Origin of the sequence: Aureimonas sp. AU20 (genome assembly GCF_001442755.1) — a bacterium.
Lineage (GTDB): Bacteria > Pseudomonadota > Alphaproteobacteria > Rhizobiales > Rhizobiaceae > Aureimonas.
This window is the reverse complement of sequence record NZ_CP006367.1, coordinates 1,398,561-1,417,229: the sequence shown is the minus strand read 5'-3', so window position 1 is coordinate 1,417,229 and position 18,669 is coordinate 1,398,561. Positions and strand designations below refer to the sequence as shown.

The 18,669-nt window shown below is 68.2% G+C and carries 15 protein-coding genes and 1 tRNA gene; 8 read left to right on the top strand and 8 right to left on the bottom strand.

Features of this window, described 5'->3' with window-relative positions:
- Positions 1-2 precede the first annotated feature (2 nt).
- Complete coding sequence (gene glcE, locus M673_RS06250) at positions 3-1,238, bottom strand: glycolate oxidase subunit GlcE (RefSeq protein WP_082639200.1); 1,236 nt, start codon at positions 1,236-1,238, stop codon at positions 3-5.
- 5 nt (positions 1,239-1,243) lie between these two features.
- The gene (locus M673_RS06245; protein ID WP_061974544.1) at positions 1,244-2,737 is read right to left on the bottom strand and encodes an FAD-linked oxidase C-terminal domain-containing protein; all 1,494 of its coding nucleotides are present in this window, start codon (positions 2,735-2,737) and stop codon (positions 1,244-1,246) included.
- A 188-nt stretch (positions 2,738-2,925) separates the two neighbouring features.
- Between M673_RS06245 and M673_RS06240 the strand changes: the two genes are divergently transcribed.
- Complete coding sequence (locus M673_RS06240) at positions 2,926-3,132, top strand: hypothetical protein (protein ID WP_061974542.1); 207 nt, start codon at positions 2,926-2,928, stop codon at positions 3,130-3,132.
- Positions 3,133-3,187: 55 nt separating this feature from the next.
- Here the strand turns inward: M673_RS06240 and M673_RS06235 are convergent, their stop codons facing one another.
- Positions 3,188-3,985: an SDR family NAD(P)-dependent oxidoreductase gene (locus M673_RS06235; protein WP_061974540.1), complete on the bottom strand. Its 798-nt coding sequence runs from the start codon at positions 3,983-3,985 to the stop codon at positions 3,188-3,190.
- 186 nt (positions 3,986-4,171) lie between these two features.
- On the opposite strand from M673_RS06235, the gene M673_RS06230 reads away from it, so the two are divergent.
- The 4 genes from M673_RS06230 (at position 4,172) to M673_RS06215 (ending at position 8,962) form a co-directional block, all read left to right on the top strand.
- Positions 4,172-4,927, top strand: coding sequence for a 16S rRNA (uracil(1498)-N(3))-methyltransferase (locus M673_RS06230; protein WP_061974538.1), 756 nt, complete (start codon positions 4,172-4,174; stop codon positions 4,925-4,927).
- A gap of 183 nt (positions 4,928-5,110) precedes the next feature.
- Positions 5,111-6,484, top strand: a complete 1,374-nt coding sequence (locus tag M673_RS06225; protein WP_061974536.1) for a glutamate--cysteine ligase — start codon at positions 5,111-5,113, stop codon at positions 6,482-6,484.
- Between the two features lie 171 nt (positions 6,485-6,655).
- Positions 6,656-7,495 carry a hypothetical protein gene (locus M673_RS06220; protein WP_061974534.1) on the top strand — a complete coding sequence of 280 codons (840 nt, stop codon included), beginning with the start codon at positions 6,656-6,658 and terminating at the stop codon, positions 7,493-7,495.
- A gap of 156 nt (positions 7,496-7,651) precedes the next feature.
- Complete coding sequence (locus M673_RS06215; protein WP_061974532.1) at positions 7,652-8,962, top strand: hemolysin family protein; 1,311 nt, start codon at positions 7,652-7,654, stop codon at positions 8,960-8,962.
- A gap of 281 nt (positions 8,963-9,243) precedes the next feature.
- On the opposite strand, the gene M673_RS06210 is transcribed toward M673_RS06215, so the two are convergent.
- Positions 9,244-9,507 (bottom strand): DUF1127 domain-containing protein, encoded by a 264-nt coding sequence (locus M673_RS06210; RefSeq protein WP_061974530.1) that lies wholly within the window; start codon positions 9,505-9,507, stop codon positions 9,244-9,246.
- A 255-nt stretch (positions 9,508-9,762) separates the two neighbouring features.
- Here M673_RS06210 and M673_RS06205 point away from each other — a divergent pair, with 255 nt between their 5' ends.
- Together M673_RS06205 and xseA are read left to right on the top strand one after the other, a co-directional pair.
- Positions 9,763-10,716, top strand: a complete 954-nt coding sequence (locus M673_RS06205; protein WP_061974529.1) for a LysR family transcriptional regulator — start codon at positions 9,763-9,765, stop codon at positions 10,714-10,716.
- A gap of 2 nt (positions 10,717-10,718) precedes the next feature.
- Positions 10,719-12,311 (top strand): exodeoxyribonuclease VII large subunit, encoded by a 1,593-nt coding sequence (gene xseA / locus M673_RS06200; RefSeq protein ID WP_061974527.1) that lies wholly within the window; start codon positions 10,719-10,721, stop codon positions 12,309-12,311.
- 43 nt (positions 12,312-12,354) lie between these two features.
- Here the strand turns inward: xseA and M673_RS06195 are convergent, their stop codons facing one another.
- From M673_RS06195 to M673_RS06185, 4 genes are all read right to left on the bottom strand, one after another.
- Positions 12,355-13,983 (bottom strand): Na+/H+ antiporter, encoded by a 1,629-nt coding sequence (locus M673_RS06195; protein WP_061974525.1) that lies wholly within the window; start codon positions 13,981-13,983, stop codon positions 12,355-12,357.
- Between the two features lie 257 nt (positions 13,984-14,240).
- A complete protein-coding gene (locus M673_RS24540; protein ID WP_156421097.1) occupies positions 14,241-14,393 on the bottom strand; it encodes a hypothetical protein in 153 nt (50 codons plus the stop codon).
- 175 nt (positions 14,394-14,568) lie between these two features.
- Positions 14,569-14,645 (bottom strand) — tRNA-His (locus tag M673_RS06190).
- A gap of 142 nt (positions 14,646-14,787) precedes the next feature.
- Complete coding sequence (locus M673_RS06185) at positions 14,788-15,309, bottom strand: phasin family protein (protein WP_061974523.1); 522 nt, start codon at positions 15,307-15,309, stop codon at positions 14,788-14,790.
- A gap of 232 nt (positions 15,310-15,541) precedes the next feature.
- Between M673_RS06185 and M673_RS06180 the strand changes: the two genes are divergently transcribed.
- Positions 15,542-18,523, top strand: coding sequence for an ATP-binding protein (locus tag M673_RS06180; protein WP_061974521.1), 2,982 nt, complete (start codon positions 15,542-15,544; stop codon positions 18,521-18,523).
- Positions 18,524-18,669 lie beyond the last annotated feature (146 nt).

Below are 18,669 nucleotides of genomic sequence, written 5' to 3'. Positions count from 1 at the left end.
GATCATGCCATCCGGCCGGGATTGAGGATGCCGGCGGGATCGAACTGATCCTTCAAACGGCGGGACAGGGCGGCGAGCGGGCCGGGCTGCGGCTGGAACACGGGAAGCGACAGGCGCTCGCCTTCCGGCGCGCGCACCAGCGTCGCGTGGCCGCCGCCATGGCGGGCGACCAGCGCGCGGATCAGATCGGCCTCGGCGAGGCCTGCGTCCATGCGCAGCCAGACGAGGCCGCCCTGCCAGTCGTAGAAGGCATCCGCCGCCGCGTTCATACGCAGCGCCATGACGAAGTCCGGCCCTGCCATGGGCGGCAGCGAGACGCGCCAGACCGGGCTGTCGGTGCCGTCCGCGAAGGGCGCGACGTCGCGGATGTCGCGCCAGAAGGCCTCCGAGCGCTCGCCCTCCAGCCGCTCCAGCCGGCCGACGCGGGCAAGCGCGGTGCCCAGATGCGCGGCGCGGGCCGAGACGGAGGGGCCGAACCCGTCGAGCCGGATGGCGGTTGCGGGATCGCGCCCGAGCGCGCCGTCCAGCACCCGCCCCGCCACGCCATAGGGCAGATGCGCCGCGCCGGAGGCCTCGACCGAGGAGCCGAGCGCCGCGCTCATCGCCTCCGCCGCCTCGCCGTCCGCGAGATCGCGCACGATCAGCGTCGTCTCGGCCGGTGAGCGCGGCATGGTCTTGAAGATCACGTCGGCGAAGACGGCAAGCGTGCCGAAGGAGCCGGCCATGCCCTTGGAAAGGTCGTAGCCCGTGACGTTCTTCACCACGCGCCCGCCGGAGCGGAAGATCTCGCCGCGCCCGGAAACGGCGGTGACGCCCAGAATATGGTCGCGCGCCGCGCCCTGCTTGAGGCGGCGCGGGCCGGACAGGTTGCAGGCGAGCACGCCGCCGATCGTGCCCTGCCCCGCCGGCCGGCCGTGCAGCGGGCCGTAATCCATCGGCTCGAAGTCGAAGCGCTGGCCCCGCTCGGCCAGCAGCGCCTCGATCTCGGCGATCGGCGTTCCCGCCTTGGCGGAGATCACGAGCTCTTCCGGCTCGTAGAAATTGACGCCGGACAGGCCCGTCAGCGACAGGGTGCGCGCGGCCTGGACGGGGCGCCCGAGGCCGGCCTTGGAGCCCTGGCCCTCGACGGCGAGCGGCTCCTCGCGGGCGAGCGCTTCGGCCACCATGTCGCGCAGCGCCTGGACGCTGTCCGGGCGAAGACAATCCGGCGCGAGGGCCGAGTTCGGCAGAACGGACATGCGAATTAGAACCTCGGCAGGTCGGGAAAGGGCAGCTGGCCCTTGTGGACATGCAGCCGGCCGAGCTCGGCGCAGCGATGCAGGACGGGAAAGACCTTGCCGGGGTTCAGCAAGTGGCGCTCGTCGAAGGCGCATTTGACGCGGATCTGATGCTTCAGATCGTCCTCGCCGAACATTTCGGGCATGAGGTCGCGCTTCTCGATGCCGACCCCGTGCTCGCCGGTGAGCACGCCGCCGACCTCGACGCAAAGGCGCAGGATGTCGGCGCCGAAATCCTCGGCGCGCTGCAGCTCGTCGCTCTTGGACGCGTCGTAGAGAATCAGCGGGTGAAGGTTCCCGTCGCCGGCATGGAAGACGTTGGCGACGGCGAGCCCGTATTTCTCCCCCAGGGCCTTCATGCCGGCCAGGACGCGCGGCAACTCCTTGCGCGGGATCGTGCCGTCCATGCAGAGATAGTCCGGCGAGATGCGCCCGACCGCGGGGAAAGCCGCCTTGCGCCCGGCCCAGAAGTGCATCCGCTCCTCGGCCGACTGCGACACGCGCGCCGTGGTGGCGCCGTTCTTGGTGGCGATGCCCTCGACCTCGGACAGGAGATGGTCGACCTCGGCCTTCACCCCGTCGAGTTCCACGATCAGGAGCGCCTCGACATCCAAGGGATAGCCGGCATGGACGAAGGCCTCCGCCGCGTGAATGGCGGGCCGGTCCATCATCTCCATGCCGCCGGGGATGATGCCTTGCGCGATGATCTCGGCGACGCAGGCGCCGGCCTGTTCGGACGTGGGAAAGCCGATCAAGACGGCGCGCGCCGTTTCCGGCGCCTGGAGAATGCGAACGGTGACCTCGGTGACGACGCCGAGCAGCCCTTCCGAGCCCGTGATCAGGCCGAGAAGGTCGTAGCCTTCCGAATCCAGATGCTTGCCGCCGAGGCGGATGACCTCGCCCTCCATGGTGACGAACTCGACGCCCAGCACGTTGTTGGCCGTCAGCCCGTATTTCAGGCAATGCACGCCGCCGGAATTCTCCGCCACGTTGCCGCCGATGGAACAGGCGATCTGCGAGGACGGGTCGGGCGCGTAGTAGAAGCCGGCATGCTCCACCGCGCGGGTGATGCCGAGATTGGTGACGCCCGGTTGCACCACGGCGCAGCGATTGTCGAAATCCACCTCCAGAATGCGGTTGAAGCGCGACAGGACGAGAAGCACCCCGTCCTCCAGCGGCAACGAGCCGCCCGACAGCGAGGTGCCCGAGCCGCGCGGCACGACGGGAATGCGGTTGGCGTGGCAATAGCGAAGCACGGCGGCGACCTCGGCCACCGTTTCGGGCAGGACGACGGCGAGCGGCATCTGGCGATAGGCGGTGAGCGCGTCGGTCTCGAACACGCGCATCTCGACGCTGGCGTCCACCACGCCCTCGCCCGGCACGATGGCGCGCAGCGCCGACACGATCTCGGCCCGGCGGCCGAGAATCTCGCCGCTGGGCTTGGGCATCTGGATCGCCATGGGTTCTCCCGTCCTCCACGACTGCGGCACCGGACCATGCGCCCGCCGCCGCCGATTTGGAACGATGCTAAAGCTTGCGCCTCGCGAAGGACAGTCGCCGCGCCCGGGAAAAAGCACCGGGGGTTCTTCCCCAGGCCTGGAACACCCGAGGGCTCGCCTCCATTCCTAGGGTGAATAGGAAGGTCTCGATGACAGACAGTGATCCGAAGAATGCCGACGACGCGACGACTGAGCGCGCCTCCGCATTGGAGGGCGTGACGCCCGGCGGCCAGGAACGCGTGATGACCGAGGACGAGAAGCTGGACGAGGCGTTGGAGGAAACCTTCCCGACGTCCGATCCCATCGCGCCCAGCCGCATCGACGGCCCGATGATCGAACCGGGCAAGCACAGTTGAGACGTCGAATTCGGAACGAAGCGGGCGGCCATGAGGCCGCCCGCTTCGCATTCGCTCAGTTCTGCACGGCCTGGACCGACCCGCCGTCGACCCGGATGTTGGACCCGTTAATGAAAGAGGTGCGCTCGGAGACGAGAAGCGCGACGGCGGCCGCCACCTCCTCCACCCGCCCACGCCGCTTCTGAACGATGCCGGGCCGCTCTTCCTCGAGAAACGAGCGAATCGCCTCGTCCTTGGTCGTGCCACGTTCGGCCGCGCGCTTTTCCATCATCTCGTCGGTCATCGCCGTCTCGATAAAGGCGGGAGCCACCGTGTTCACCAGAACGCCGTCGGCGGCGAGCTTGTAGGACAGGCCCTTGGCGAAGGCGGCGAGCCCGGCCTTGGCGACATTGTAGGTCGCCTCCTCCCAATAGGGCTGCACGGCGTTTTCCGAGGTGATGCAGACGAAGCGGCCCCACTGGCCCTTCTTCATCTGAGGGATCGCGGCGCGGGCGACGCGCACGGCGGACAGAAAGTCGGTCTGCCAGGCTTCCTCGTAGTCGGCGTCGGTGAGATCCAGCGGATCGCCCTTGGCGCCCGTGATGCCGGCCGTGTGGACCGCGATGTCCAGCTTGCCGAAGCGGCGCAGGGCCTCGGCGACGATCCCGTCGGCATCGCCCTGCCGCGTCAAATCGGCCTGGACGATCGACGTGTCCTCCGGCAACTCGCCTCTGCGCGCCAGCGCCTCGTCCAGCTTCTTGTCGGCGAGAACGAGCTTCACGCCTTCTTCTGCCAGCAGCTTCGCCACGGCGAAACCCATGCCGCCATCGGCGCCCGTGATGAGCGCGACGCGCCCCTTGATCCCCAGATCCATTCGCTGAAACACTCCCGAAAGTCCGGCCACCTGGCGGAATCGCGATCCGAAACCCGCGCGGTGGCTGGAAAGACCGGCCGGCTTCGCTAAAACGCGAGTTCAAACCCGGCACCCATGCCGGCAACAACGAGCGCTCCGGCCGTTGGTTTCGCCGGGCCGGCGCCGTGAGCTTGAGTTCGAGGGGCGATGCCAGACTACGATTTTTCCGGCCAGCGCCTCTTCGTGGAAGGAGCGCTCGCGCAGGGCGCGGCGATCGAGGCGAGCCCGGCGCAGGTGAACTATCTCCTGAAAGTCCTGCGGCTCGACGACGGGGCGATGATTCTCGCCTTCAACGGCGCGGATGGCGAGTGGCGCGCGCGGCTCCGGCGGGACGGCAAGAAGCGCTTGTCGCTCGTGCCGGAGGAAAAGCTGCGCGACCAGACGCCGCGCCCCGACCTTCGCTGGCTCTTCGCGCCGCTCAAGAGCGCCCGGCTCGACTACATGGTGCAGAAGGCCGTTGAGATGGGCGCGGGCCTCATCCAGCCGGTCATGACGCAGCATTGCCAGGCGCCGCGTTTCAACCTGGAGCGCGCGCAGGCCAACGCGGTGGAGGCGGCCGAGCAGTGCGGCGTGCTGGCCGTGCCCGAATGCCGCGAGATCCTGCGGCTCGACAAGGTTCTGGCCGGCTGGGATGCGGGGCGAACCCTTCTCTTCTGCGACGAGCGCGCGGGGTCGGCGAGCCCGATCGACACGCTCGCGCCGCTCGCCGGCAAGCCGCTGGCGCTCCTGATCGGGCCGGAGGGCGGCTTTTCGCGAGAGGAGCGCGAGACGCTTCTCGCGCTTCCCTTCGTCGTCCCCATCTCGCTCGGCCCCCGCATCCTGCGCGCCGATACGGCGGCGGTGGCGGCGCTGGCCGTGGTGCAGGCGGCGGCAGGCGACTGGCGGGCAGGCTCCGGCGCGTGAGCGGTTCGCGGACCGGAGCGTTCACCGGCAGGCCCTTGCGTCCGCGCGGGAAAGCGGACAGACACCCGAAGGGATGGGGTGTTCCCATTCGCTGCGAAGGCGGGGGCGGTTTCGTTCCCGCGTTTTGAGCTGTGCCGGCTTTCGCGCCGGCTTCCTGAACCGCATCCGTCCCCGGAGCTTTCGATGGCGCGCGACACGACCGACCTCACCCCGATCCGCTCGCTGGACGAACTGGTGGACCATATCCGCGCGGGCGAAAAGCCGGTTTCGGAGTTCCGCCTCGGCACCGAGCACGAGAAATTCGGCTATCGTTTGACCGATCTCTCGCCGGTTCCCTACGAGGGCGAGGACGGTATCCGCCGCCTTCTGGAAGAACTGCAGACGCGCACCGGATGGGAGCCGATCGTCGATGACGGGCGCATCATCGGCCTCGCCGGCGGCAGCGGCGAAGGCGCCATCTCGCTGGAGCCGGGCGGGCAGTTCGAGCTTTCGGGCGCGCCGTTGGAAACGCTGCACGAGACGCTGAGCGAAACCGAGGGGCATCTCAGCCATGTGAAGGCGATCGCCGGCGAGCTCGGCCTCGGCTTTCTCGGCCTCGGCGCCAGCCCGCTCTGGACGCTGGACCAGACGCCGGTCATGCCGAAGTCGCGCTACTCCATCATGAAGCGCTACATGCCCAAGGTCGGCACGCGCGGGCTGGACATGATGTTCCGCACCGCGACGATCCAGGTCAATCTCGACTTCTCAGACGAGCGCGACATGGCGCGCAAGATGCGCCTCGGGCTGAAGCTCCAGGCGCTGGCCTCAGCCCTGTTCGCCAACTCGCCCTTTACGGAAGGCAAGCCGAACGGTCTTCTGTCCTGGCGCTCGGGCGTCTGGCTCGACACCGACAACCAGCGCTCGGGCCTCCTGCCCTTCGCCTTCGAGGCGGGCTTCGGCTACCGCGACTATGTGGACTGGGCGCTGGACGTGCCGATGTATTTCGTGATGCGCGACGGGCGCTATCACGACGCAACGCATGTCACCTTCCGCCAGATGCTGGACGGGGCGTTGAAGGGCGAGATCGCCGATCCCGAGCCGAATATGGGCGACTGGGCCAACCATCTCTCCACCGTGTTTCCCGACGTGCGGCTCAAGCGCTTCTTGGAAATGCGCGGCGCCGACGGCGGCCTTCTGCCCGACATCATCGCCCTGCCCGCCTTCTGGTGCGGCCTGCTCTACGATGCGCAGGCGCTGGACGAGGCCGAGGCCATCACCGCCGACTGGAGCTTCGAGGAAGTCGACCGGCTGCGCTCGGCTGTCCCGCGCCTGGGGCTTCACGCCCCCTTCCGCAACGGGACGCTGCTCGACGTCGCGCGCCGCATCCTGCCGCTGGCGCAGGACGGGCTCGAGCGCCGCGACCGGCGGGACGCGCAAGGCCGCAGCGAGGCGATCTATCTCCAGCCGCTCGCCGCCCGTGTCGCCAGCGGACGCACGGCGGCCGACGACCTCCTCGCCCGGTTCGAGGGCGAGTGGAACGGCAACCTCGAAGCCCTGTTCGCCGACCAGAGCTACTAACTCCCGAAAAACAGACCCGTCGCACCGCTGCCCCCTTCCCAAGCCCGTGGGAAGACCGCAGGGTGGCGCTTCGTTCCGCTCGTGGCGGCGTCGTGCGGCGATGCTCCTGACGCGAGGGACGGTAGAGCGTCGCGCCGGCCGCCTGTCGGCCCGGCGCGCGATGGAGGCGGGATGACGGATTTCTTCGACTGGCTGAAGGTCGCCGGCGCGGGCGAGGCGGCGGACAAGCTCGCGCTTCAGTTTCGGCTGAGTCCCGAGGAAATGCGCGCCACGACGGACGCGCTGGTGCCCGCCTATATCCTGGGGATGCAGCGCGCCATGATCGACCCCAAGAGCTGGTCGGATCTCGCCGAGCGCTTCGGCGCCATGGGCGGCTTCGGCGCCGGCAGTTTCCTGACCGGGCCGGCGGGCGAACTGGTGACGCGCTCGCTCTTCGGGCCGGACCTGACGGCCGCGATCGCGCGCAACGCCTCGCTCCTCACCGGCCAAGCACCCGATACGCTGCAGCAGATGATGGCGCCCTTTGGTGCCATGGTCTTCGGCGCGGCGCTGCAGACCATGGCGGCCGGTGCCGCCAACTGGCCGAAGGGCTACGCGACCGACCCGGCCGGCCAGGCGCTGGCCGAGACCATGCGCCGCTCCGCCAATGCCGTGGAGGCCTTCCATCGCCCCTCGGGCGGGGGCGCCGCGTCTGCCGCGCCCGGCACGCCCGCCGCCATGATGGCCCTGTTCTCCGACGCCTGGCGCACAACCTTCCCTTGGGCACCGCAGGGCCCGCAGGCCGGGACCGGCGCGCCGGCCGCCTTCCCGTTCGATCCGTTCGGCATGATGGGCGCCATGACCAAGGCCTTCGCGCCGCCGAGCCCGGCGCCGCGCCCCACGCCCGCCGATTCGCGCCAGCCGCGGCGCGATCCCGTTCTCGACATGATCACGAATGCGCAATCGATGCAGGCCGACTACTTCACCTCGATGGCCGCCTTGTTCGACCGCAAGGCCGAGCCGAACGCCTGATTCCAAGCCAGGCGGGCCGCCCTCGCGCGGCCCGCGCCACAGCATCGGCGCCGGTCCGGCAAAAGTTTTGCTGCGATCTATTGGATCGGAACCGTCCCGCCCCCTATACTCCCGGCATGTTCAACGGGAAGCCGCAGCGGCTTTCACGGATACCGGATGCTGATCGTCAATCTTCTGATCGTCGTTTTCTTGATTGTCCTCAACGGATTCTTTGCAATGTCGGAACTGGCCATGGTTTCGGCCCGGCGAATCCGGCTTCAGCAGATGGCGCAAAATGGCAGCAGAGGAGCGACCGCCGCGCTCAAGCTGGTGGACGATCCCACCGGCTTCCTGTCCACGGTCCAGGTCGGCATTACCCTGGTCGGCATCTTCGCGGGCGCGTTCGGCGCCTCGGCTTTCTCGACGCCGGTGGCCGAGATCCTGGTCGGCATCCCCCTCATCAGCGTCTATGCCGACACGATCGCCTTCGTGCTGGTGGTCGTGCTCATCACCTATTTCTCGCTGATCCTGGGCGAGTTGGTTCCCAAGCGCTTCGCGCTCGCCCATGCCGAGTCGATCGCCGCCTTCGTCGCGCCCTCCATGCGCCTGATCGCGCTGATCGGCGCGCCGATCGTCTGGTTCCTGCGCTTCTCCACCGAAACCGTCAGCAAGCTCGTCGGCGCCAGCGCCGTCAGCGAGAACTCGGTGACGGAAGAGGAAGTGAAGGCGATGATCGCCGAGGGCACGGAATCGGGCGTGTTCGAGGAAAAGGAGCGTGAGATGCTGGAAGGCGTCCTGCGCATCGCCGACCGCAACGTGCGCTCCATCATGGTGCCGCGCCCGGACGTGGCCTGGATCTCGCTCGCCGACGAGCCGAACGCCATTCTCGACGAGATCAACGCCAGCGGTCACTCGCGCTTTCCCGTCGCCAAGGAGGACGTGGACGATCTCGTCGGCGTCGTGCAGGCCAAGGATCTTCTGGAGCAGTATCGCCGCACCGGCACGGTGGACGTGAAGGCCGCCGTGCGCGAGCCGCTCTATGTCAACGAGACCATGCCGGTCCTGAAGCTTCTCGACCGCTTCCGCTCCGTCAACATCCACATGGCGATTGTGATCGACGAGTACGGCTCGTTCGAAGGCGTGGTGACGCCGACCGACATTCTCGCCTCGATCGCCGGCTCCATGCCGGAGGGCGCCGAAGAGGACTATTCCGTGGTCCAGCGGGAGGACGGGTCCTACCTCATCGACGCCGGCATTCCGATCGATGATGTCGAACGGCGCCTGGGTGCGGGCAGCCTGCCCAAGGAGCGCGACTACGAGACGCTGGCCGGCTTCATCCTCGACCAGTTCGGCCATATTCCCGAGGTCGGCGAGTTCATTCAATACGGAAACTGGCGCTTCGAGGTGGTGGATCTCGACGGTCGCCGGGTGGACAAGATCATGGCCTCGCAGCTCGGCGAGCTGGAGCCTGCGCGCGACGAACTCTAAGAGCTTGTTTGGAAATTCGGCGGCGGAGGGCCGGCGAGGGATTTTTTGGCGTCGCGAGGCGCCAAACGCAGTCGATGCCGGCGGCATCGGCGAGGATTGGCAACGAAGCGATGGCGGAAAAGCACCGACGGACCGACCCGCCCGAGTTTCCAAATAGGCTCTAAGCCGGCGCGCCTTCCCTCTCCCACAACAGAAAAGACCCGCTGCGATCGCTTCGCGGCGGGTCTTTTCTCATTCGCAGTCCGGGTTCTGTCGGTCCGGTCTTTTTCATTCCGGCCGCCTCAAAGCGAGCGGCGCCGCTGTCCTGCCCTGATGGCCAGCCGATAGGTCGGGTCTTCGCGCCAGTCGGCATGGAGCGCCTCGTGGACGTCGTCGCGCTTCAAACCGATATCGTTCAGGAGATAGTCGGGCAGTTCCGACATCCGGTAGGCGGCCCGGCGATTGCGGATCGTGCGGACGATCGCCGCGAGCGCGAGGAAGCCGGTGCGGACCGACTGGGCGAGACCGTCCACGGAGGGAACGGGGGTCTTCGATGCAAGCGTCATGGCAGGATCTCTCTTGGGAAGCCATTTTCAGGTCGACAGGCAAAGCGGGAGCGCTCGCTCGAACGGGGTCGTTCGCGCGTTTGCAAGCACCGTGCCGGCTGCGTAGCCGGCCAAGTGTCCACTCCGTCGAAGGCTCGCGCCACCCGATTTCGCGGTCTCGTCTCTGGCTGTCGAGGATGGAGATAGTCCGGCTTGACGGATCAGACCAACGAATGTTTCTTATGCCCATCATCACCGATCATTATAGGTGAAGCCGTGGCCACGCCCCTCGACCTCGACCAGCTCCGCACCTTCCTCGCCATCGTCGACACGGGCAGTTTCACCCGCGCGGCCGAGGAAGTGTTCAAGACGCAGTCCGCCGTTTCCATGCAGGTGCGCCGGCTGGAAGAGCGCCTGGGCACGGACCTGTTCGAGCGTTCGGGCCGAACGGTGAAGCTGACGGAGGCGGGCGGCCGGCTCCTCTCCTATGCGAGGAGGATGCTCTCGCTCAGCCAGGAAACCCTGTCGGCCTTCGACGAGCAGACCATCGAGGGTCATGTGCGGATCGGCCTCCCGGACGACTATGCCGAGCGCTTCCTGCCCGAGATCATGGCGCGATTCGTGCGCTCCAACCCGCGCGTCGAACTCCAGATCGCCTGCGAGACGACGTCGAGCCTCATCGAACATGTGGACAAGGGCCATCTCGACGTGGCGCTGGTCTGCCCGTCCAAGACCCATGCCTGGTCGGAGATCGTGCGCACCGAGCCGCTGCATTTCGTCACCTCCGCCGCGCACAGCGTCCACGAAGAGCCGATCCTGCCGCTCGCCATCGGCCGCACGGACTGCGCCTGGCGCAAGCAGGGGGTCGACGCCTTGAACAGCGTCGGCCGCGCCCATCGCATTCTCTTCACCTCCTGGTCGGCGCAGATCGTCACCTCGGCCGTCCTGGCGGGCCTTGCCGTCAGCGTCCTGCCGGAATGCGCGCTGCGGCCGGGCATGCGGGTTCTCAGCGACGCGGAAGGCTTTCCCCGGCTCGATGACGCGCAGATCGCCGTCATGCGCGGGCGCAACACCGACTCGCCGGTGATCGACGCGCTGGTGATCCACATCCGCGAAAGCCTGCAGAATCTGGCGCCCTCCGTTCCCCCGCAGATCAATTCCCGGCTGCCGGAAACGCGGATGATCCGCAGCCAGCGGCTTCGGCCAGGCGTCGGCGTCGCGGGCTGGTAGGCATGAGCGATCTCATGGAAGCGGCCGCCAGCAATGTGGCGGAATATTCCGTCTCGGAACTCTCCGGCGCGCTCAAGCGCACGGTGGAAGACGCGTTCGGCCATGTGCGGGTGCGCGGCGAGATTTCGGGCTATCGCGGCCCGCACTCCTCCGGCCACGCCTATTTCGCGCTGAAGGACGACAAGGCCCGGCTGGAGGCCGTGGTCTGGCGCGGCTCCTTCGGCAAGCTCGCCTTCAAGCCCGAGGAAGGGCTGGAGGTCATCGCCACCGGCAAGCTGACCACCTTCCCCGGCTCGTCCAAATACCAGATCGTCATCGAGGCGATGGAGCCGGCAGGCGCGGGCGCGCTGATGGCGTTGCTCAACGAGCGGCGGCTGAAGCTCGAGGCCGAGGGGCTCTTCGCCACCGATCGCAAGCGCGCGCTGCCCTTCCTGCCGCGCGTCATCGGCGTCGTCACCTCGCCGACCGGCGCGGTGATCCGTGATATCCGGCATCGCATCGCCGACCGCTTCCCGCTCCATGTCCTGGTCTGGCCGGTGCGGGTGCAGGGCGAGACCTCGGCGGCCGAGGTCGCGGCGGCGATCGCCGGCTTCAACGCTTTGCCGGACGGCGGCAAGATTCCGCGCCCGGACCTCCTGATCGTCGCGCGCGGCGGCGGCAGCCTGGAAGACCTCTGGGGCTTCAACGACGAGGCGGTGGTGCGGGCCGTGGCCGAGTCCGCCATTCCGCTGATCTCGGCGGTCGGCCACGAGACCGACTGGACCTTGATCGACCACGCGGCGGATCGGCGCGCGCCGACGCCCACCGGCGCGGCCGAAATGGCGGTTCCGGTGCGGGCCGAGCTTCTGGCGGTGCTGGCCGCGATCGAGGCGCGCAGCGGCGCGGCCATCTCGCGCACACTGCAGGCCGAGCGGCGCGCGGTCGCCAATCTCGCCCGCGCCCTGCCCTCGCCCGACATGTTGCTGGCCCTGCCGCGCCGACGCCTGGACGAGGCCGACAGCGCGCTGGAGCGCAACCAGCGCCTAGGCCTCGGCGAACGTCGCCGGCGCTTGGCCGAGGCCGGGCTGCAGCTTTCGCCCTCGCGCCTCCAAGGTGCGATCCGCGACAAGCGGGCGGACCTGCGCCATCTCGACTCCGCCCTGGTGCACCGGCTCGACACCGCCCTGCGCCAGCAGCGCCATACGCTGGAGCGCCTGGGCGCGGCCCTGCGCCCGCATGTGGTGACGCAGCGCGGCGCCGAGGCGCGCCATCGCCTCATCACCGCCTCCGACCGGCTCGACCGCGCCTTCGCCACCCGGCAGGCGCAGCGGCGCGCGGCGCTGGCCGGCGCCTGGCGTGTCGCCTCCAGCCTCGACCCGCGCCAGGTGCTGGAGCGCGGCTACGCCATCATTCGCGGCGAGAACGACGTGCCGATCACCCGCGCCGAGGATCTGGTGCCCGGTTCGAGCTTCGAGATCGAGTTCGCGCGCGGCCACCGCCGCGCCGCCATCGCCGCCGCGCCCGACGCGGACGCCGTGCCCACGGCCCGCCCGGCGCGCGGCGCCAAGCGGGCCAAGCGCGAGCAGATCGAGGAAAACCAGGGCGACCTGTTCTGACCACGCAGGGTTAGTGGATCGGAGCAGAGCGAAGCGTCGTCGCTCAGCCGGCGTAGCGGGTTTCCAGAATGTCGATCTCGCGCACCAGCTTGCGCGCGGTTTCCGTGCCGAGTTCGCGCCTGCGCACCTTGCGGAACAGCTCAGCACGCTCTGCCTTGAGCGCGGCAAGGCGCATCTCGCGTTCGATGCGCTCGGCGCGCAGGCCCATATCGGCGTTGTCGCCCTCGCCCGAGCGCCGGTCGATGCGCTGGCGATAAAGCTCGGTGATCTCCGACGCGGCGGCGACATAGAGATCGGTGTCGCCCGCCCGCTCGCCCGCCGCGCGCAGGAAACGACCGATCTCGGCGATGGCGGCCTCGGCCGCGGCGATGCGCGCGGCATCCTCCTCGGCCTGACGCGAGGGCTCGGGCGGTAGCTCCAGCCCGTTGAGAAGCAGCGGCAGAACGAAGGTCGCGGCCAGAAGCGAGGCGATGATAACGCCCATCGCCAGAAAGATCGCAAGATCGCGCGCGGGAAAGGGCGTTCCGTCCGCAAGGGTCAGCGGCAGGGTCAGAACGCCGGCAAGCGTCACCGCGCCGCGCACGCCGGCAAAGGACATGGCGGCGACGATGCGCCAGCTCGGCGAGGTCGTGCGCCCGCGACGGCGCAGGATGGTCAGCCGCAGCGACAGCCAGACCCAGGCGAACCGCAGCGCCGCCAGGCCGGCCGTGATGGCGACGACATAGAGCACCAGCCACCAGGACTCGCGATTGCCGGTGATGTCGACCGTTTCGGCCGCCCTGGCGAGGATACCGGGAAGTTGCTCGCCGAGCAGCACGAAGATGATGCCGTTGGCGGTGTACTGGATCGTGTCCCAGACCGTGGAGCGGCGCACGCGCGTCGTCGCCAGCGCCCGGCCGGAGGTTTCGGCAAAGCTCATGGTGAGGCCCGCCGCAACCGCCGCGAGGATGCCGGAGGCGTCGAGATGCTCGGCCAGGAGATAGGAGCCGAAGGGAATGAGAAGGCTGATGAGGATCTGCGATCCCGTGTCCTCGCCGAAGCGGTCGGAAATCCAGTCCTTGACGCGGGTGACGGCATAGGTGACGAGAACGCCGACGGCGACCCCGGCCACCGACACCCAGGCGAAGCTGAAAAGCGCCTCGCGCAGCGAGAAGGCGCCGGTCAGCGCCGCCGCGACGGCGAAGCGGAAGCAAACAAGACCGGAAGCGTCGTTCAGGAGCGATTCGCCCTCCAGGATATGGAGCATGCGCCTGGGGATGGGCACGCGGCGCGCGATGGCCGAAACGGCGATCGGATCGGTCGGCGAGATGATGGCGGCGAGCGCGAAGGCGACCGCCAGCGGCACGGCGGGGATCATCCAATGGATGAAGAATCCCATGCCCGTCACCGTCACGACCACGAGCCCCAGCGCTAGTTCCACGATGATCGCGCGGTCCTTCACCAGTTCCTCAGGCGGGATGCGCCAGCCGTCGAGAAACAGGAGCGGAGGCAGGAAGAGGAGAAAGAAAATCTCGGGATCCAGCGTCACGCGGATATCGGCGAACAGGCCGATCGCTGCTCCAAGCGCGATCTGGAACAGAGGCCGGGGCACGGGCAGCGGCAGGATGCGGGCCAGAAGCCCGCTCGCCACCACGGCCAGAAGCAGAACGAGAGCGATCGTGACGGTTTCCAAAAGCCTCTCCCGCAAGCGCCCGGGCGACCGAACCGCTGTGGCCAACGCCAGACGCGCCATGGTCCGGCATCGGCCGGGCCATGGTTCGCAAAGGCCCGATGCGGGTCGCGCTTGTCAACGATCGGAAGCGGGCGGAGAGCTGCGAGAGCGTTCGGACGGTGAGGCCCGTGGAGGAGCAGGCTCTATCACCCCCACCAACGGCCCGAGTTCATGAATCCTGCCAGGCGGGCGCAGCCCTCGCCCACCCGGGCGTCTCGTCAGACCCCGCCATAGGTCCGGATCAGGTCGAACGCGCTTTTCAGCATCATGAGCGTGGCGAACCCGCCTCCGATCATGATGCACACGGGCACGGGTGAGAACACGCTCTCCCCACGCTCGCTCTTCGCCGCGTCGTTCTCGCTGTCTGCCATGAAAAGGAATACGGACGGTGGCGAGCGAAGTTCCGCGCGCGAGTCTTAGCCGACTGACGGGAAGGCTATCGGTCGCCTTACAGCAAAACGCGCGTCAGCTTGCTCAGACTCAACGGCTCGATCGCCTTAGCGCGAACTCGGTGACAAGCATGAATTAATTAGTAGTAGAGAAGAATGGTACGGTTGAGTGGGTTCGAACCACCGACCTTCGGAGCCACAATCCGACGCTCTAACCAACTGAGCTACAACCGCGCATCGCTGTCGCGACGACTGGGTGGGCAATACGAGCTTTCGGCTGGGATGGCAAGAGGGGCGGGCCAAAAAGACCCGTCCCTCGAAGCGGCGGGAGGCCAAGAACTCAGCCACCCCCTGCCCGGTGGCAACTGGCTTCGCTTTAGAACTCGGTCTTGCCGGTCGCCCGTTCGGCGGCTTCGCGACCGGGCTGCAGCACGTCGCGCGCGGCGGACTGCGAAGCGCTCTGAATGTCGCGCGCCTGGCGCGTCGCGAGATCGACCTGCTGGCGGAAGAAGCTCGTCTGGAGTTCGATGAATTCCGAAAGCGAGCGAACGCTGGCAAGCTTCTGGAGATGGGTGAAGTTCATCTCGGCCTGCGTGCGCATGCCGTCCAGCGCCCGCTTGGTGAGGTTGAGGGAGCCGGAATGGGCGTTCTCGATCGTGGCCTCCAGGGTGCGCGAGGCCTCCTCGGTGGCGGCCTTCATCCTGGCATAGGCTTCCATCGACTGCTCCATGGAGCGTTCGGTGGCGGAGCGAAAGGCTTCCGTCATCTTGGACGGGTCCATTCCCAGGGCCGCCTGCGCGTCGCGGAAGGCCTTGGGGTCGGTCATCGTGTCGAACGCCTTGCGCGCGCCTTCGAAAGCGGCGTTCGCGGCGTCCTGCGGCTTGTCGGTGTCGGACATGGTCGGGTTCCTCCTCGAAGCATTGTGACCACAACGAGGCATCGCCAGCAAGGGTTGCGCCGCATTTGCGCCGGGGGAGGTCCGGCGGGCCTTGCATTAACCCTGTCGCCCGTTGATAGAGGGCGGTGATGCGGCGGCTTCTGGATTTGAGCCGCGCAAGCCCGTATTAACACTCCGGTAACCTTTTCGTTCTTCCACCGGAGACACGGCCATTTCGACGCCTCTCGACTTCATGGTTCTTCCAGCCGTGCGCGTTGCCAACGCCATCGGCTCGGCCGTGGCCGTGCTGTCGGCCGACCTTGCCGCCGTTCTCTGGTGCAACGCGGCCGGCGCCGCGCTGCTGGCGCTGCCCGGCGGACGGCGCTCCTCGGGCGAAGACGCCACCTCCCCTCTCCTGCCGCAGATCGGCTCGGCGCGCCAAACGCTGACGCTCAAGCGACGCACGCAGCTGCTCCTGCGCCCGGCCGACGCCGGCATGGGCCGGGCGGTGCTGGCCCGGCTCGAAGCCATGCCGGACGGTAGCGGTGAAGACAGCGCCTGGGTTCTCCTGACCGTGCGCCTCGACGGCGCGCCGAGCGAAACGCGCGAGGCCTTCGCCCGGCGTCTGGTGCAGGAAGCAGGGCTAACGGAGGCGCTGGCCTGCGTCGTGTCCGACACGGGCTTCGTCTGGGGAACGCCCAATCTGCCAGCCGAAGAGCAGTCGCTTCTCGCCGCGCAAGGCGCCGAGTTCCTGCGCGCCGGCGAAGAGCGGCTGACGGTCGAGGACGAATACGGCGCGCTGTCCTTCGCCAAAGTGGCCGAAGGGCTGGTGCTCATCCATATCGACACGCCGGACGCCGGTGACGACGCGGTCGCCGCGCCTGTTTCGAACGAGGCTGTTTCGGCGGACGCGCCCGCGAAGATCGCCGAGTCCATCGAACAGGGGTTGGACGCCGACCCGTCATTGCTGCCAGTTGAAAGCGCTCCCACGCTCGTCCTTGCAGTGGAGCCCGAAGCACCCGAACCCGCCCTGCTCCAGCCGAGTTTCGAAGCCCCGCTGAACGGCGAGCCGAAGCGCTTCGTCTGGCAGATCGACGAAGACGGCCGCTTCTCCAGCCTCTCAACGGATTTTTCCGCCGTGGTCGGCCCGCATTCGGCCGACGTGATCGGGCGGGCCTTCACCGATGTCGCGCGGGTTTATGGTTTCGACGAGAACGGCGAGATCGCCCGCCTCCTGGAGCGGCGCGATACGTGGTCGGGGCGCTCGATCCTCTGGCCGATCGAGGGAACCGACCGCAAGGCACCGGTGGATCTCGCGGCACTGCCAATCTACAGCCGAGACCGCCGCTTCGAGGGCTTTCGCGGCTTCGGCGTGGTGCGCCCGGCCGAGCATGTGGCCGATCCCGACGCGCTAGGCCTCGTGCTGCGCAGCGGCCTGCCCGTGCCCCAGGAGCCGGAAGCGGACGAGACCGAGGACGAGGACGAGGCTGAAATCCGCGCGGCTTTCGGCCGGCGGGAACAGGCGCCGGAAACCGAGAGCGAGCGGGCCGAGCGCCGGCACCGGCGCGAGCTTGCCCTGTCGAGCGCCGAGGAAGCGGCCTTCCGCGCCATCGGCGCCGAGCTCGGCGTGTCGCCGCGAAATGTTCTGCCGCTCAAGCCTCAGCCCGCGGACGCGCGGCGCGCGGAGCCGGCGGCTCCCGAACCCGCAAATTCCGAGCCCGTGACCTTCGAGCCCGAGCCGGTGGAGGACGCCGTGCCCTTCGCCGCGCACGAGCTGGAGGACATGTTCGACGCGCTGCCGCTGGCCGTTCTCGTGCAGATGGGCGACCGGCTTCTCTTCGCCAACAAGCGCTTCTTCTCGCTGACCCGCTACAGCGATCTCGACGCGCTGGAGGACTCGGGCGGTCTCGACCGGCTGGTTCTCTCCTGCGGGGAATCGGGCGAAGGCGACGAGGCGGTGATCCAGTGCGGCGACGGCACGATGGAGCGCGCCCGGCTGCATCTCCAGCGCGTGTCCGTGGCCGGGCGCTCGTGCCTGCTCATGTCCTTCACCGAGGCGCGCGAGCCACCGGACGATCTCCTGGCCGGGGAAGTGGTGGATCTCCAGCGCGAGGTGGACGAGCTTCAGGCCGTGCTCGACACGGCGACCGACGGCATCCTCCTGCTCGACGCGGGCGAGCGCGTGCGCAAGATGAACGGCGCGGCCGAGGCGCTGTTCGGCCTGACGCCCGACTTCTATCTCGGCCTGCCCTTTGTGGAGCTTCTGGTTCCCGAAAGCCGGCAGACCGCGCGCGACTATATCGAGACGCTGCGCGACAACGGCCTCGCTTCGATCCTCAACGACGGGCGCGAGGTCCATGCCAAGGTCGGGCCAGATAAGGCGCGCGGCGGCGAGCAGGGCACGATCCCGCTCTTCGTCACGCTCGGCCGCCTGTCGGACGGGCGCGGCTGGTGCGTGGTGATCCGCGACATCGCGCAGTGGAAGCAGGCCGAAAAGGATCTGGTGGAAGCGCGCAAGCAGGCCGAGGACGCGAGCCTGCACAAAAGCCGGTTCCTGGCCAATGTGAGCCACGAGCTGCGCACCCCGCTCAACGCCATCATCGGCTTTGCCGACGTCATGGCGTCGGAGTGCTTCGGCCCGATCGGCCACGAGCGCTATCTCGAATATCTCGGCGACATCAAGCGCTCGGGCCATCACGTGCTCGACCTCGTCAACGATCTTCTCGACATTTCCAAGATCGAGGCGGGCAAGATCGAGCTGAGCTTCGAATCGGTGTCGCTGCACGAGATCGTGGCCGAGGTCGTCTCGCTTATGCAGCCCCAGGCCAATCGCGAGCGGGTGATTGTGCGATCCGTCCTGCCGGCCTCCGTGCCGCCCGTCGTGGCGGACCGGCGCTCGGTGCGCCAGATCGCACTCAACCTCATCGCCAATGCCGTGCGCTTCACGCCGGCCGGCGGCCAGATCGTCGCCTCCACCCATTATGGCGAGGATGGCACCGTCTGCCTTCGTGTGCGCGATTCCGGCATCGGCATGACCGAGCACGAGGTTGAGATCGCGCTCACCCCCTTCCAGCAGGTCAAGGCCGGCGGGCGGGGCGAAGGCACGGGGCTCGGCCTGCCTTTGACCAAGGCGATGGTGGAGGCCAACCGCGCGCAGTTCTCGATCGCCTCCACGCCCGGGGAGGGAACGCTGGTGGAGATTACCTTTCCGCCCTCCCGCGTCCTCGCGGTGTAGGATCGAACCCGCGGCCGGTTCGGGCTCGGCCGGCGCGCCATGCGATCGGCGCAATCGCGTGGCTGATTGCGGGGCATCGGGCCGGGCTCGGGCGGCGGCGCTCTGTTCAAGCCCGGCCTGTCTCTCTAAGTAATATGACTCTCTGA